The sequence below is a fragment of the Vreelandella aquamarina genome (assembly GCF_020075495.1).
Lineage (GTDB): Bacteria > Pseudomonadota > Gammaproteobacteria > Pseudomonadales > Halomonadaceae > Vreelandella > Vreelandella aquamarina_A.
The window spans coordinates 37,128-51,076 of sequence record NZ_JABYQT010000005.1 but is presented as its reverse complement, the minus strand read 5'-3'; the positions used below and the strand labels follow the sequence as shown (position 1 = coordinate 51,076).

The 13,949-nt window shown below is 60.2% G+C and carries 13 protein-coding genes; 5 read left to right on the top strand and 8 right to left on the bottom strand.

The features are described 5' to 3' along the window. Positions 1-51 precede the first annotated feature (51 nt). The 5 genes from HW452_RS09690 to HW452_RS09670 all read left to right on the top strand — a co-directional run bounded on the left by HW452_RS09690 (position 52) and on the right by HW452_RS09670 (position 4,492). Positions 52-873 (top strand): IclR family transcriptional regulator, encoded by an 822-nt coding sequence (locus tag HW452_RS09690; protein ID WP_224105903.1) that lies wholly within the window; start codon positions 52-54, stop codon positions 871-873. Between the two features lie 80 nt (positions 874-953). Then, positions 954-2,066 carry an MlaE family ABC transporter permease gene (locus HW452_RS09685; RefSeq protein ID WP_224105902.1) on the top strand — a complete coding sequence of 371 codons (1,113 nt, stop codon included), beginning with the start codon at positions 954-956 and terminating at the stop codon, positions 2,064-2,066. Further along, complete coding sequence (locus HW452_RS09680; RefSeq protein WP_425348102.1) at positions 2,060-2,899, top strand: ABC transporter ATP-binding protein; 840 nt, start codon at positions 2,060-2,062, stop codon at positions 2,897-2,899. The genes HW452_RS09685 and HW452_RS09680 overlap by 7 nt, the downstream gene beginning before the upstream one ends. Positions 2,900-2,906: 7 nt before the next feature. Then, positions 2,907-3,848, top strand: a complete 942-nt coding sequence (locus tag HW452_RS09675; protein ID WP_224105900.1) for an MlaD family protein — start codon at positions 2,907-2,909, stop codon at positions 3,846-3,848. Continuing rightward, positions 3,845-4,492, top strand: a complete 648-nt coding sequence (locus HW452_RS09670) for an ABC-type transport auxiliary lipoprotein family protein (RefSeq protein ID WP_224105899.1) — start codon at positions 3,845-3,847, stop codon at positions 4,490-4,492. Before HW452_RS09675 ends, HW452_RS09670 begins: the two co-directional genes overlap by 4 nt. A gap of 9 nt (positions 4,493-4,501) precedes the next feature. Here the strand turns inward: HW452_RS09670 and HW452_RS09665 are convergent, their stop codons facing one another. From HW452_RS09665 to osmF, 8 genes are all read right to left on the bottom strand, one after another. Continuing rightward, complete coding sequence (locus HW452_RS09665) at positions 4,502-6,361, bottom strand: protein kinase domain-containing protein (RefSeq protein WP_224105898.1); 1,860 nt, start codon at positions 6,359-6,361, stop codon at positions 4,502-4,504. 5 nt (positions 6,362-6,366) lie between these two features. Continuing rightward, the gene (locus HW452_RS09660; RefSeq protein ID WP_224105897.1) at positions 6,367-7,623 is read right to left on the bottom strand and encodes a 2-oxo acid dehydrogenase subunit E2; all 1,257 of its coding nucleotides are present in this window, start codon (positions 7,621-7,623) and stop codon (positions 6,367-6,369) included. A 16-nt stretch (positions 7,624-7,639) separates the two neighbouring features. Beyond that, positions 7,640-8,617 carry an alpha-ketoacid dehydrogenase subunit beta gene (locus HW452_RS09655; RefSeq protein ID WP_224105896.1) on the bottom strand — a complete coding sequence of 326 codons (978 nt, stop codon included), beginning with the start codon at positions 8,615-8,617 and terminating at the stop codon, positions 7,640-7,642. A gap of 1 nt (position 8,618) precedes the next feature. Continuing rightward, complete coding sequence (locus HW452_RS09650) at positions 8,619-9,821, bottom strand: thiamine pyrophosphate-dependent dehydrogenase E1 component subunit alpha (protein ID WP_224105895.1); 1,203 nt, start codon at positions 9,819-9,821, stop codon at positions 8,619-8,621. A gap of 199 nt (positions 9,822-10,020) precedes the next feature. Then, positions 10,021-10,812: an ABC transporter permease gene (locus HW452_RS09645; RefSeq protein WP_425348101.1), complete on the bottom strand. Its 792-nt coding sequence runs from the start codon at positions 10,810-10,812 to the stop codon at positions 10,021-10,023. Beyond that, entirely contained in the window at positions 10,802-11,767 is a 966-nt protein-coding gene (locus tag HW452_RS09640; protein ID WP_224105894.1) for an ABC transporter ATP-binding protein, read from the bottom strand. The genes HW452_RS09645 and HW452_RS09640 overlap by 11 nt, the downstream gene beginning before the upstream one ends. Continuing rightward, positions 11,764-12,960, bottom strand: a complete 1,197-nt coding sequence (locus HW452_RS09635; protein ID WP_224105893.1) for an ABC transporter permease — start codon at positions 12,958-12,960, stop codon at positions 11,764-11,766. Before HW452_RS09635 ends, HW452_RS09640 begins: the two co-directional genes overlap by 4 nt. 3 nt (positions 12,961-12,963) lie before the next feature. Continuing rightward, complete coding sequence (gene osmF, locus HW452_RS09630; RefSeq protein WP_224105892.1) at positions 12,964-13,875, bottom strand: glycine betaine ABC transporter substrate-binding protein OsmF; 912 nt, start codon at positions 13,873-13,875, stop codon at positions 12,964-12,966. Between the last annotated feature and the right edge of the window lie 74 nt (positions 13,876-13,949).

The window sequence follows — 13,949 nt, the reverse complement described above, 5'->3', positions numbered from 1 at the left end:
TACAGGTATGCGATAATGGACGTCATAAGTCACCTCTTGTTGGAAGATTGAATGCACCCCATCGACACTGAAGCCGATGATTCGCAACTACCTGGAAAAGATCGCAACTTCGTGACCGCGCTTGCGCGCGGTCTCGAGCTTTTGCGTGCTTTTGGCACGGGTGAAGAGTATCTGGGCAACGCCGAGCTTTCCAAACGCACGAGCATTCCCCGCCCTACGGTTTCCAGGCTGACCTACACACTGACCCAGCTGGGTTACCTTCAGCACAATACCCACCTGGAAAAATACCGCCTGGGCCCGGGTGTGCTGGCGCTTGGCTATCGCTTTCTGGCCAACATGGGCATTCGTGAGGTTGCCCGCCCGCATCTGCAGACGTTTGCCGACTCCACCGATTGCAACGTAAGCCTGGGCAGTGCGGACCGTCACGACATGGTGTATCTGGAGACCTGCCACGGTAGCGGCCCCTTGATAATTCGCCTGGATGTCGGCTCACGGTTGCCCATCGCCACGTCCGCCATCGGCCGAGCCTGGCTGTGCGGTCTACCCGCTCCCCGGCGCCAGCAGGTACTTCAGGAGTTGGCAGCGTTTCATGGCAGCGACTGGCCTGCTCTGGAAAAGGGTATTCAGCGCAGCATGGAGGATTACGCCAAGCATGGCTTCTGCTTCTCTGAACAGGATTGGCAACGTGACATCAGCGCCGTTGCCATGCCCCTGATTCTTGAAGATGGCGCAGAAATCATGGCGATCAACTGTGGCGGTTCCAGCCTGCGCCTGAACCATGACCGGCTGGTCAATAGCCTGGGCCCTCGGCTCAAGGAGGTCGCCACCCAGATCAAGCAGGAGTTGGCACCGAGGAGCCGATTGATCGGCTAACTCGCCAAGGCAGCCTTTCCCTAACGCTTGTTTGAATGCATCATAGAGACCAATCGAGGAACAGGCGTATAGGAGCAGGGATGCCGAGCGAATGGATTACGCGCCAGGATGACAAGCTAGTGCTGCAGGGCGAGTGGACACTTGCCCACTTCCCGCAGTTGAAAGATGCGGTTAAACCCTATCTTGAAACCCGGGCCGAGGCTATCTCGCTGGTGGATATCGAGCGCCTGGATACCGCCGGCGCCATGCTGGTCATCGATATCATCGGGCTTGAAAACGCGCAAACGGTCGATGACTGGGCAAGCGAGCTACCCAAGGAGCAGCAGGCGCTTTTACTGCGCGTTGCCGAGGCCATGGGTGCGCCGCTGGATGTCGAGACGCAGTCTGCCAAGCGCCTTACCGACATGCTGGCCAATATCGGTGAGCACATGGCCGGCCTCTGGTCCCAACAGCGTCAGTTGCTGGCCTTTATCGGCCTGGTGCTCACCACTTTATCGCAGATCCTTTTGAAGCCGCGCCACTGGCGTTTGACCGCCACGGTTGCTCACATTCAACAAAGCGGCCTGAACGCGGTACCTATCGTCATGCTGCTGACTTTCATGGTCGGCGCGGTAGTAGCCTTTCTGGGCGCCACTGTGCTGGAAGACTTTGGTGCCACCGTTTATACCATTGATCTTGTGGCCTTTTCGTTTCTTCGTGAATTCGGCGTTCTGCTGGCGGCGATTCTGCTGGCCGGCCGTACGGCCAGCGCCTTCACTGCCCAGTTGGGAGCGATGAAATCCAACGAAGAGATCGATGCGCTCAAAGCCCAAGGGCTCGACCCCATTGAGCTTCTGGTGCTGCCCCGGGTCATGGCGCTGCTGGTCAGCCTGCCGCTGCTCGCCTTTATCGGTATGCTCAGTGGGCTTGTGGGTGGCGCGCTGGTCGCCGTGCTTTCGCTGGATATTTCTGCAGGCCAGTTTTTGAATACGCTGCAAAAGGATGTCTCGGTGGTGCATTTTCTGGTGGGCTTGAGCAAGGCGCCGGTATTTGCCTTCGTGATTGCCGTTATCGGCTGCCTGGAAGGCTTCAAGGTCAGTGGCAGCGCTCAGTCAGTAGGGGCGCATACGACCTCCAGCGTGGTTCAATCCATCTTCATGGTGATCCTGATCGATGCGCTGGCCGCGCTCTTTTTCATGGAGATGGGTTGGTGAGCACTGAACATTCCCCAAAGGACGCGGCAACTGACGACGCCTCATCGACAGCAGCCATCAAGGTGCGTGATCTGGAAAACCGCTTTGGCGATCATGTCGTGCACGAATCGCTGGATCTTGACTTGTTGAGCGGTGAAATACTCGGCGTGGTGGGTGGCTCAGGCACCGGTAAATCGGTACTGCTGCGCAGCATCGTGGGGCTCAAGCGCCCCGATGCGGGCCAGGTCGAGGTGCTGGGCAATGACTTGAGCGAACTGGACGATAAAGAGCGTAGCCAGATCGAGCGCCGTTTTGGCGTTCTGTTTCAGCAAGGGGCGCTGTTCAGCTCGCTCAACCTTCAGGAAAACGTGGCGCTGCCGTTGATCGAACACGCCAAGCTTGAAAGAGAGGATGCCGAACGCATCGCCCGGGTGAAACTTTCCCTGGTCGGCCTGGAGCCGGAAGCGGCCTTGCAGTACCCGGAGTCGCTTTCTGGCGGGATGATCAAGCGCGCCGCTCTCGCCCGCGCGCTGGCACTCGACCCGGACATCCTGTTTCTTGACGAACCCACGGCGGGCCTTGACCCGATCGGTGCGGCCGCCTTTGACCAGCTGCTGGTTACCCTGCGCGATGCACTGGGCTTTAGCGTGTTTCTGGTGACCCACGACCTGGATACGCTGTACGCCGCCTGCGATCGCGTCGCGGTGCTTTCGCAAAAGCGCGTGCTGGTGGTAGACACCATCGACAAGGTGGCCGACACCGACGATGAGTGGGTTCAGGATTACTTTCATGGCCCCCGCGGCCGGGCGGCGGAACAGTCTGCCACCTCTTCAACGTCTCAGCCCAAGGAGTGAGTAGCACATGGAAACGCGCGCTCATCACGTTTTAATTGGCTTGTTCACGGTCATTATCGCCGCGGCCGCGCTGCTGTTTGCGCTCTGGATGAGCCAGGCCGCCGGCCAACGCGACTACCAAGCCTATCGTATTCTGTTTGAACGCAGCGTCAGCGGCCTCGCTGAGGGCAGCACGGTGCAATATAACGGTATCGAAGTAGGTGACGTTACCGAACTTACCCTCAACCCGGCGGACCCGCGCCAGGTCATTGCCAGAATTCGTGTGGTAGAGGATGCCCCGGTCAAGGTAGATACTCGCGCAAAACTGGCATTTGCCAATATTACCGGCAGCATGTCGGTTCAGCTTCACGGCGGCACACCGGAAAGTCCCCGGCTGATTGACCAAAGCGATGAAGACGAGCCATTCATTCGCGCCGACCCATCTCCCATCGCTACATTGTTCGAAGAAGGCGAAGAGCTGATCGAGAACGTCACCGCCGTCATGGAAAACGTCAATCAGCTGTTCAACGACGATAACCGCGAGCAGGCGGGCAACATACTGACCAACGTGGCGCAGATTACCGAGATGATTGCCTCGCAGCAGCAGGCGCTGGATGAGAACATGGCGTTGTTTGGCGACGTGTCGCGTCAGGCAACGGCCACGCTTGAAAGCATCGACGAGCTAAGCCGCGAGGCCAACGAGCTGCTCAGACAAGACGGCCAGCAGGTCATGCAAAGTGCCGCCGATGCCAGCCGCGATGTCGCACGTGCCGCCCAGCGAATGGAGCAGTTGATCGATCAGAACGCCGGTGCCGTTGAAAGCACCCTGCAGGGTACCCGTGACATTGCCCCGGCACTTTCCGCACTGCGCTCAACGCTCAATACACTTGACCGCATTACCCGCCAGCTGGAAGAGAGCCCCAGAGACTTTTTATTGGGCCGTGATCAGATAGAGGAGTTTCGCCCATGAAAGTACGCCATCTTGCCATCGTGTTGACGTCGCTTGCGCTCATGCTGAGCGCAGGCTGCTCGATACTGCCTGAAAACGATCCGCCGACGCTCTATCGCTTGCCTGCCTTAGATGAAGCTCACGCTAGCACGTCTACTGCCTCTAGCCGAATGGACGCCACACAATCGGCTACCAAACGTCTGGGAGTGGCCGCCCCGGAAGCGGGTTACCTGTTGAGCAGCAGTCGGATCGTGGTCTACCCCGAGAACACACAGGTGAAGGTATACGAAGGTGCCCGCTGGCATGAAGACACGCCGGAACTTCTTCAGGCCCGATTGATCGATGGTCTTCAGCAGAGCGGCCTGTATGCCGGCGTAGGCAGTGATCACTTGCCATCGGACCTTTTACTGCTCAGCGAGCTGCGCCATTTTCAGAGCGTGTATGAAAACGGTCGGCCAAGCGCGGTCATCCAACTGGATGTACAGCTGGTGGAAGCCGACTCCCGCGCCAGCATTGGTTCGCAGAGCTTTCGTACCTCGAGCCAGGCGGCAGACGTCGAGATACCCGCGGTGGTCGATGCCTTCGGGCGCGCCAGCGATACCCTGGTCGAGCAGTTGACCGCGTGGCTCTCGGAGCAGCGTACCGGCGTTGAAGCACGCAATTAAATCACGCGGCTAAGATACGCTCGCTTTCCTGGCCTGCTCTCGTGGGTCGCGTGGATAGTAGCGTTCGGGCTGGTTTTCCAGGTGAGTGAAAAAGCGCGTGTCCTTGTAGGGCATTTTCATGAATCCGGATACGCCAAGCCCTTCTATCTGGCACACGGATGCCAGAATACTGGCCAGCAGTGCGCGAAATTCCTGCTCTTTTGCAGGGTCCAGCAGGCGGTAGTAGCTGTGAATCTTGAGGTGCTGGGGCAGCGCCTCGAAGATGATCATACCGGTATGGTGAATCTCGTTGAGCGCCTGTAGCCCGCGCATGATGGCCGCGGGCAGTATCAACAGCTCCTCCGGGTCGGGTCCATCCTCGAAGTAGCTATGCTGGCGGGTGCGGTTTTCAAGCTCGGGCATGGCGCTCAGCTCGTAGCCGATGGCCAAGGTGGGGTCAGGAATGAAAGCCTTCTCCGGTGAAGCGCGCTCCAGATGCAGGGTTTGCCGGGCGTTGAACAGGCAACTCTTGAAGACTCCTTGGCGGTGAATGGCCCTGGCCAGATGCACCGTGTTGTTGACGGCTTCGATGAAGGCAGGCTTCAGGTCCGGGTCGTGCAGGTTGAGCGATGAGTCGATATACACGCCGTCGCGCTCCCAGCGTACCGCCAGGCCACCGACTACCGGATATTTGCCCAGCCGGCTGACCGAGGCCAGAAAGGCCTTCTCCGTTTCGCCCATGCCCTGCATGAACTGCTTGTAGTAGCGGTCCAGCTGCACGTCGTTGACCTCGTTCAAGGTTTCCTGAGCGTTGGCTTCTCTCAAGAATGCCTTGCGCGAGCTGTACACCACCGTATCGATTTCCTGGTGGGCCGAGCGTGACCATACCGGCACCAGCGGCGATTGCGGTGCCAGCGGCAGATCGATCATGACGACACGAGCCATGCGGGGCATGGCGTCGAGAAAATAGTCCCCCGCACGGCGCCTCACCTCGGGGTCGGGACTCAGCATGCCGTCCAGTGTGCGGGCAAACTCCATGGGCAGGCCCAGCGAGCTTGCAGGGATGGCCCGGTGGCCAAACCGGCAGGACTGGGCCGAGGCCAGCGCATAGAGAGTGCCTGCCACGCCCTGTTCATCGAAACGCGGCGAAGAGAGCGCGCCGTTGAGCTGCTCTTCGCCGATAAAGTACACATCTCCCAGCCGTGCATTGGTCTGCTGCAGGTTGTCGGACATCAGCTCCATCACATTGGCGCCGACGAACTGAAGCCGGGCATCAAGCTGAGCAAATACCGAAGAGCCCCAGTCGATCAGCGCCACCGATTCCGTTGGCGGGTCGAAGACCAGATTGGAAGGCTTGATGTCACCATGTACCACAGGGCGAGCATTGGGGCCGGCTTCCTGGCGCAGTGCGATGAGCAGCTCGGCGAGCTGGCGGGCAATATGCACGACCAGCCGGGGCGACAGGCGCCCATGTTTCAACGATATCTGCTCGAGATTCCAGCCAGGGGCGCGCTCCATTACCAGAATCGACTGCCCGCGGGCGCGCTGATAGGTAATCAGCTGGGGGATGCGCGGGTGTGAGACCTGATCCAGCATGAACGCCTCCTCCTCGAGGCGCTCCTGCAGGTGGGCGGGCAGCGTAATGCGCGAGAACTTGAAAACATGCTGGGCAGCCCCCTCACTGTCGGAGCGCTGGGATAGCGGGGTGCCAGCAAACACGAAACCATAGGCGCCCTTGCCGATCAGTTCGATATCTCGATACCCCAGCTGGGCAAGCTGTGCCTGGCACAGCGCCACCCAGTCCTTCAGCTTTCGGGCATCGTGGTGGCTGAGCAGATAGACCGACTGCTCTTCAGGAATATAGAACTGCTGCAGAGGCGCCTGGGACATACCGGTCAGGCCAGATGAAGCAGCATGGTTTCCGGCGCCTCCAGAAAGCCTTTCCAGCAGTTGCAGAACCGAGCGATGGTGCCACCATCGATAAATCGATGATCCCCCGCCCAGGTAACGGTCATGATGGCGCGGCGCTGAACTGCCCCATTGGTATCAAACCGCGGCAGCCACTGAGTCTTGCCGATGGCGACGATGGCCGCTTCCGGTGTATTGATGATCGGAGCGGCGTATGTGCCGCCAAGGGCACCGATGTTCGAGATGCTGATAGTGCCGCCCTTGAGATCAGCCTGCTCCACCCTTCCTTCCCGGGCGGCGGCGGTCAGGCGGCCGACTTCCCGAGCAAGCGCCAGAAGCGACAGGCGCTCTACCCCTTTGACATTGGGCACCAAAAGCCCCGCCTGGCTGTCCACCGCCATTCCCACGTTGCACTGCGAGTAGTAGTGAAGCTCGTCGCCCGCCTCATTGAGCTGGGCGTTGAGGATGGGGGTTTCGGCAACGGCCAATGCCAACGCCTTCATGAAAAGCGGCATCAGCGTGAGCCGTTCGCCCTGGGCGTCGGCCAGCGGCTTCAACCGTTCGCGCAATGCCAGAAGCTCGGTAACATCGATCTCTTCGCCGTAGTGAAAGTGTGGAATGGTGGTTGCCGACGCCACCATCCGCCTGGCCATGACCGCGCGCACGCCTCGCAAGGGCTCGATACGCGGTGCACTATCCGCGTGAAGATGGCGGGCCTGAGGCGCAGGCGCGTCAGACGCAGAAGCCGTCGTGCACTGCTCCAGGTGCGCCAGCACGTCCTCTTTCAGCACCCGGCCGGACTTGCCGCTACCCGCAATGGCATTGAGGGCAAGGCCATGCTCGCGAACCAGACGACGCACGGCCGGGCTTGCCGGCACTTTGCCCAGCGCACGCTCGCTGGGCTGAGAAGCTTTTGCGCTTTCCACCGGCGAGGAAGGCTCAACCGCTGGCGTTTGCTCGTCAACGCTTGAAGCGACAGCCTCAGTTGCCGTATTCCCGTTCCCTTCACCTTCTGCCTGGTAGGCGTATAGCGGCGCGTGTACCTTGGCAATCTTGCCCTGGGGCACATAAAGTCTTGTCACCACGCCGGCTTCGGGGGCGGTAATTTCTACCAAGGCCTTGTCGGTCATCACCTCGACGATCGGCTGGTCCTCTTCGATGGCATCGCCTTCTGCCACACGCCACTCGACCACTTCGCACTCGACGATACCCTCGCCGATGTCCGGTAGTTTGAAATCGCTCATGGTTGTTCTCCTGGCGCTAGAAATTAACGCTTTCGCGAATCGCTTCGAAAATTTTCAGGTGATCGGGCAGGTACTCTTTTTCCAGTGCCAGTGGAAAAGGCGTATCCAACCCGGTAACCCGCCTGATCGGCGATTCCAGATAGAGAAAGCAACGCTCTTGAACGGTGGCCGCTATTTCACCGGCAAAGCCGCCGGTCAGCGGCGCTTCATGGCTCACTACCAAGCGCCCCGTCTTGAGCACGGATTCGACAACGGTGTCGGCATCCCAGGGCAGCAGCGAGCGCAGGTCGATCACCTCACAGGCAATGCCCTGCTCTTCGGCAAGCTCCACCGCCTTGCCGATCACTTCCATCTGCGCGCCCCAGCCCACCAGGGTGATATCGCTGCCCTCCTTGATCACGTCAGCCTCGCCTATCTGAAGCTGGTAATCGTCTTCGGGCACCTCGCCGACGGATGCGCGATACAGGCGCTTGGGCTCCAGGAACAGCACGGGGTCCGGGTCGCGAATGGCGGCCAGCAAAAGTCCTTTCGCCTGGTAGGGGTTGCGTGGCACGACGACTTTCAGACCCGGCGTATGAGTGAAGTAGGCTTCCGGCGACTGGGAGTGGTAAAGCCCGCCGGCGATGCCGCCGCCATAAGGCGTACGAATGGTCAACCCGCCCACGTTGAACAGATCCCCGGATCGGTAGCGGTACTTGGCGGTTTCGTTGACGATCTGATCAAACGCCGGAAAGATGTAGTCGGCAAACTGGATTTCCGCCACCGGCACCGACCCCTGGGCGGCGAGCCCGTTGGCAAAACCGATGATGCCCTGCTCGACCAGTGGGGTATTGAAACAGCGCGCCTTCCCGTACTTTTCCTGCAAATGACTTGTCGCCCGAAAGACGCCGCCAAAGATACCCACGTCTTCGCCGAAGCAGATGACCTTTTCATCTTCGGCCATGGCGATATCCAGCGCGTTATTGATCGCCTGCAGCATGTTCATGGTCGCCATGTTACGCATCTCCCTGCGCGTCGTTTGCGGTATCTACGTCAAGGTCGAGTGAGCGCGCGCCGCGCGGATAGGCCTCTGGATAGCGGCGGATATGCTTTTTCAGCTGGTCAAACTGGCGCTGAAGCTCTGGGGTAACGTCGGCGTAGACATCGCTTACCAGACTCTCGAGCGGCGGTGCCGTGCGCTTTTCGGCGCGCTTCATGGTATCCAGCACCTCCTGACGCCGCGTCTCCTGCTCGCGGGTTTCCTCCTCCTCGCTCCACCAGCCTTTCTTCATCAACCACTTCTGCATGCGCAGCACCGGGTCCTTGAGCCGCCAGGTCTCCTCTTCGCTTTTCAACCGGTATCCGGACGGGTCGTCCGAGGAGGAGTGTGCCGCCAGACGGTAGGTCATGGCTTCGATCAGCACGGGCTGGTTCTGCTCAACCGCAATCTTGCGCGCCTGGCGGGTAGCTTCAAACACGGCGAGCACATCGTTGCCGTCTACCCGAATAACGTGCATGTGATAGCCAAAGGCGCGCGGGGCGATACCGTCGGCGGCAAACTGCTCGACCGCGGGTGTGGAGATGGCGTAGCCGTTGTTGCGACAAAAGAAGATGACCGGCACCTTGTGTACCGAGGCCATGTTCAACGCGGCGTGGAAATCGCCTTCCGAGGCCGCGCCTTCGCCAAAGAAGGTCAGCGTGCAGAGGCCGTCGCCGGCCAGTTTCTGGCCGTAGGCGTAGCCCGTGGCCTGGGGGATCTGGGTCGCCAGCGGCGAGGAAATGGTCATGTAGTGAAGCTTGCGCGAGCCGTAGTGAACCGGCATCTGGCGGCCCTTGCCGTAATCCAGCTCGTTGCCGAACAGCTGATTCATGAACTCGTCGATGGAGAAGCCGCGATACATCAGCGCGCCCTGCTCCCGATACTGCGCCATGATCATGTCGGCATCGTCAAGTGCGGCGGTTGCTCCAATCACGGCGGCTTCCTCGCCGACACACTGCATGTAGAAACTGAGCCGCCCCTGGCGCTGGGCGGCCATCATGCGTTCATCGAGAATGCGTGTTGCCAGCATTGCCTGATAGAGCCTGCGCGCGTGGTCGCGCTCAAGGGCAGGCTCGCTGGCGCCACGGTAGAGCTCGCCTTCGGCATCCAGCAGGCTGAAGGTGTCGATCGAGAACTCATCACCGGTCATGAAGGCCGGCTGGTGAACGTGGTTCGTCATCATTATTATCCTTGTTTTACCCCTTTTGAGGGCAGTGTTGTTGGTGTTGACCGTTTTCGCCAGTGGATTTATCTGACGTAAGTCAACGCAACTACTGCGACAGTAACGCAGCACAAGGACTTTAGGGATACCACTTAAGACGAAGAGTGCAAGACCCTGCATCGAGGTCATGGCCCGGCCAGGCACCGGGCTTCAATGGCTATCGCGGAAAAGCGGAGAGACGCTGACGCAGACGGGTCTGCAGGCTATCGAACAGGCTATCCAGCGTCAGTGCCAACAGAGCGATAATGAGCGCTCCCTGTATCACATAGGCCATGTTGCCGTTGATGATACCGGCAATGATCGGATCGCCCAGGTTGCTGGCCCCCACCGTGGCCCCCAATGCCGCAGTGGCAATATTGATGGTGACCGACGTACGGATACCGGCCAGTATGACTGGCGCAGCCAGAGGCAGCTCCACCCGCTGGAGGATCTGTACAGGCGTCATGCCCATGGCTCGGGCGGCCGTCTTGATATCGCCCTCGACCTCTTGAAGGCCCGCCAGGGTATTGCGCACGATAGGTAAAAGGCCGTACAGCATCAACGCCATGATGATGGGGAGCGTGCCGAATCCGAGAATGGGCACGGCCAGCGCCAGCACCGCGACGGGCGGAAAGGTCTGTCCCAACGACGCCAGCTGGGCCACCAGGGGCAGGAAATCTCGGCCGCGCCGGCGGGTAACGGCGATGCCGGCGCCAACGCCCACGGCAATAGTGACAACGGCCGCCGCGCCAACCACCAGCATATGGCGGCCAAGCAGCGCATAAAATGGGGCACGCTGATAAATTACCTGCCGAGCGTCAGGCTCCAGCCAACGAAAGAGCCCCTCGGCGTAGGGGATTCCTGCCACGCAGATACACAGCAGTACGCCCCAGAGCAGCGGACGCGTCCAGAATCGTTTTTGGCCAGCGTGTGGAACGCGCCGTTGACGGCGGGTTGCGCTATGCGTCACGCGATGTTCCCTTTTCCAGCTGTGCTTCCTTCACGATTCTGCGCAGCGACAGTTCACCGATGGGCACGTCGTGCTGATCGACCACGGTGAGACGGTCGGCATGATCGCGCAGCATGACGGAGAGCGCTTGACGCAACGAACAGTCGGCCGCAATACGATACTGGGATGGCAGGGTCGGCCCAAGCGAGGACATATGGTCCTTGACCCGGCTCAGCGCCGCTTGCTTCAGGCCCCGCTCAAGCCCTCCGAGAAGCGATTCGACGAACGCATCCACGGGGCGTTGTAGAAGCGAAAGCGGCGTGCCCTGCTGCACGATCTGGCCCTCGCGCATTACCACCAGATGGTCGGCAAGCTTCAGCGCTTCGTCCATGTCGTGGGTAACGAACACCACCGTCTTGTGCAGGCGCGCCTGAAGGGCTGCCAACTCATCCTGGAGCTTGATACGTGTAATCGGGTCAAGGGCTCCGAAGGGTTCATCCATCAACAGGATATCGGGGTCGGCTGCCAGGGCTCGCGCTACCCCTACCCGTTGCGCCTGGCCTCCGGACAGCTGGTGTGGGTACTTGTGTGCAAACTCTTCAAGGGGCAGGCCCAGAAGGCTCATCAACTCCCCCACCCGGGCTTGGATGTCATCTGCCGACCACTTCAAGAGCCGTGGCACCAAACCGATATTGCGGGCAACTGTCCAGTGTGGAAAGAGCCCGGTGCTCTGGATGACGTAGCCAATGCGGCGGCGCAGCTTGACAGGATCGTACGCTTCAATGGGCTGGCCATCGAGCAGGATATCCCCGCTGCTACGCTCGATGAGACGATTGATCATGCGCAGCGTGGTCGATTTACCGCACCCGGAGGTCCCTACCAGAGCACAGAACTTGCCTTTGGCGACCTTGAGATTGATGGCATCCACGGCGGTTTCATCGCCAAACTGCTTGGATACCTGCGAAAGCTCGATCATTGAACGCCTCCAGGGCGCAGTACTTCTGTCAAGGCACTGAGTGCAGCATCTACCATCAGCGCCAGTATCAAAATGGGCAATGCACCGAGTAGCACCATGTCCATGGCCGCCTGCCCAAGTCCTTGAAAGATGAACGTCCCCAGGCCGCCGGCACCAATCAACGCAGCCACCGCGGTAAGGCCAATTGCCTGAACGGTCGTGATTCGCACGCCCTCGAGCAGCACCGGCAGCGCCAGCGGCAGGCGCACCTGCCAGAATCGCTGGCTTGCGCGCATGCCCATGGCGCTGGCCGCCTCAAGAGTGTCGGCACTGACTTCTTCAAGCGCAATGTAGGTATTACGGACCATGGGCAGCAGGCTGTAAGCGACCAGTGCAATCAGCGCTGGCGTATTGCCGATGCCGCTCACGCCCAGTTCGGCAAGCACCGGTACGTTGGCCGAAAGCCAGGCCAGCGGCGCCAGCAACAGTCCAAAGAGCGCCAGGCTAGGAATGGTCTGCAGGAAATTGAGTACGGCAAAAGCCCCCTTCTGGAGCCGTGCGTAGCGACGCATCAGCAGCGCCAGCAGCGTTCCCAGCACCACACTGATACTCACCGCCACGCCGACCAGTACTACATGCTGGCCTACTGCGCGGATCAGTTGCTGGTCGCGGGCGCGGTACTCCTGCACCAGCGCCAGATCGCCAAGCCAGAGCCAGGCGCACAGCCACCAGAGAAGCCCTACGCCTGCAAGAATCAGCATCGGCCAGAGGCGTGTCAGCGCAAGGCGCAAGCGCAGCTCGATCAGGCACAGCAACAGAACGAACAGCACGACCCAGTAGCCCGCCCCGATACCAAGACGCGCCTGAGGCAGCGCCGGGTCGATCAGAAAGTGCCCGGCCACCATCAGGCCAAAGGGCATCAGTGCCAGTATCAGTACCACCACACCCAGCGCCGCCGAGTAGTTGGTAGGGTTTGGCCGAAAGGCCAGCGTGCCAAGTGCCAGTACCAGCAGCGAGGCCAGCAGCGCGCCGGGCCAGCCCAGCGCCTCCATTACCCCCGCCCCGGCACCTTGAACAATACGGTTGGGAGCCATGCTTACCGCATCGAGCCCCCAGATCGCTGCCAGCATTACCGCACTTAAACTGACCAGAACGACATTAGGGTAACTGCCCCGCTCCAACCTGGGCGTAGGTAGCGCATCCAGCAGCGACATTAATCAGTCATCCAGGCTATCGAGATAATCGCTGGCCACCTGGTCGGCCGAAAGACCATTAACGGCAACGTCTGCGTTGAGTTCCTGTAGCGTGACCTCATCCAGGCTCGAGAAAACCCTTTCAAGCAGCAGCGCCATATCCGGGTAAGCGTCAAGCACGCTCTCGCGCACTACCGGCGCCGGCTGGTAAACGGGCTGCACGCCTTTGGTGTCTTCGAGCACCAGCAGGCCCAGCGCGCTCAATCCTCCGTCGGTGCCGTAGGTCATGGCGCCGTTGACACCGCTGGTCTGCTGGGCGGCAGCGCGCATGGTCGCCGCCGTATTGCCACCGGAAAGCACCAGCAGTTGGTCGTCGCTCAGCTCGAACCCATAGGCCTGCTGAAACGCCGGCAACGCCTGCGCAGATTCGACAAACTCGGCACTGGCCGCAAACTTGAACTCGCCGCCTTCGGCAATGTAGGCCGCCAGATCTTCGAGCGTTTTCAGGTCATGCTCATTGGCCACATCCTGACGGATGCTCATCGCCCAGGTGTTGTTGGCGCTGGCAGGCGCAAGCCATACAAGGCCATCTTCGGCGTCCTTGTCGCGTGCCGTCTGATAGGCCTGGTCGGCATTTTTCCATACGTCGCTATCGGCCATATCGTGGAAAAAAGCGCCGTTACCGGTGTACTCGGGATAGATATCGATTTCACCTGCACTCAGCGCGGTGCGTACCACGTTGGTAGCCCCGAGCTGCAAACGGTCTTCGGTAGGAATACCGTTGCGCTCGAGCGTCTGAATGATCAGCTCGCCAAGCACTGCGCCTTCGGTATCAATCTTGGAGGCGACCACGACGGGGTCGTTGGCATTCGCCGCCGAGAGGGTAAGCAGCGAGAGACTGACGGCAGAGAGTAGCGGTTTCAGCATAAAGCGCATCTTGGCAATCCTTTCGTAGACGTCTTTTATTGAGCATTGATCAAGCGTTAGACAGCGGACGCTGGCGCCCGCTG

Excerpts from the sequence above, each read along its gene's own strand:
- HW452_RS09690 (WP_224105903.1), top strand. The coding sequence starts at position 52 with ATGCACCCCATCGACACTGAAGCCGATGATTCGCAACTACCTGGAAAA.
- HW452_RS09685 (WP_224105902.1), top strand. The coding sequence starts at position 954 with ATGCCGAGCGAATGGATTACGCGCCAGGATGACAAGCTAGTGCTGCAG.
- HW452_RS09675 (WP_224105900.1), top strand. The coding sequence starts at position 2,907 with ATGGAAACGCGCGCTCATCACGTTTTAATTGGCTTGTTCACGGTCATT.
- HW452_RS09670 (WP_224105899.1), top strand. The coding sequence starts at position 3,845 with ATGAAAGTACGCCATCTTGCCATCGTGTTGACGTCGCTTGCGCTCATG.
- HW452_RS09665 (WP_224105898.1), bottom strand. The coding sequence starts at position 6,361 with ATGTCCCAGGCGCCTCTGCAGCAGTTCTATATTCCTGAAGAGCAGTCG.
- HW452_RS09660 (WP_224105897.1), bottom strand. The coding sequence starts at position 7,623 with ATGAGCGATTTCAAACTACCGGACATCGGCGAGGGTATCGTCGAGTGC.
- HW452_RS09655 (WP_224105896.1), bottom strand. The coding sequence starts at position 8,617 with ATGGCGACCATGAACATGCTGCAGGCGATCAATAACGCGCTGGATATC.
- HW452_RS09650 (WP_224105895.1), bottom strand. The coding sequence starts at position 9,821 with ATGACGAACCACGTTCACCAGCCGGCCTTCATGACCGGTGATGAGTTC.
- HW452_RS09640 (WP_224105894.1), bottom strand. The coding sequence starts at position 11,767 with ATGATCGAGCTTTCGCAGGTATCCAAGCAGTTTGGCGATGAAACCGCC.
- HW452_RS09635 (WP_224105893.1), bottom strand. The coding sequence starts at position 12,960 with ATGTCGCTGCTGGATGCGCTACCTACGCCCAGGTTGGAGCGGGGCAGT.
- osmF (WP_224105892.1), bottom strand. The coding sequence starts at position 13,875 with ATGCGCTTTATGCTGAAACCGCTACTCTCTGCCGTCAGTCTCTCGCTG.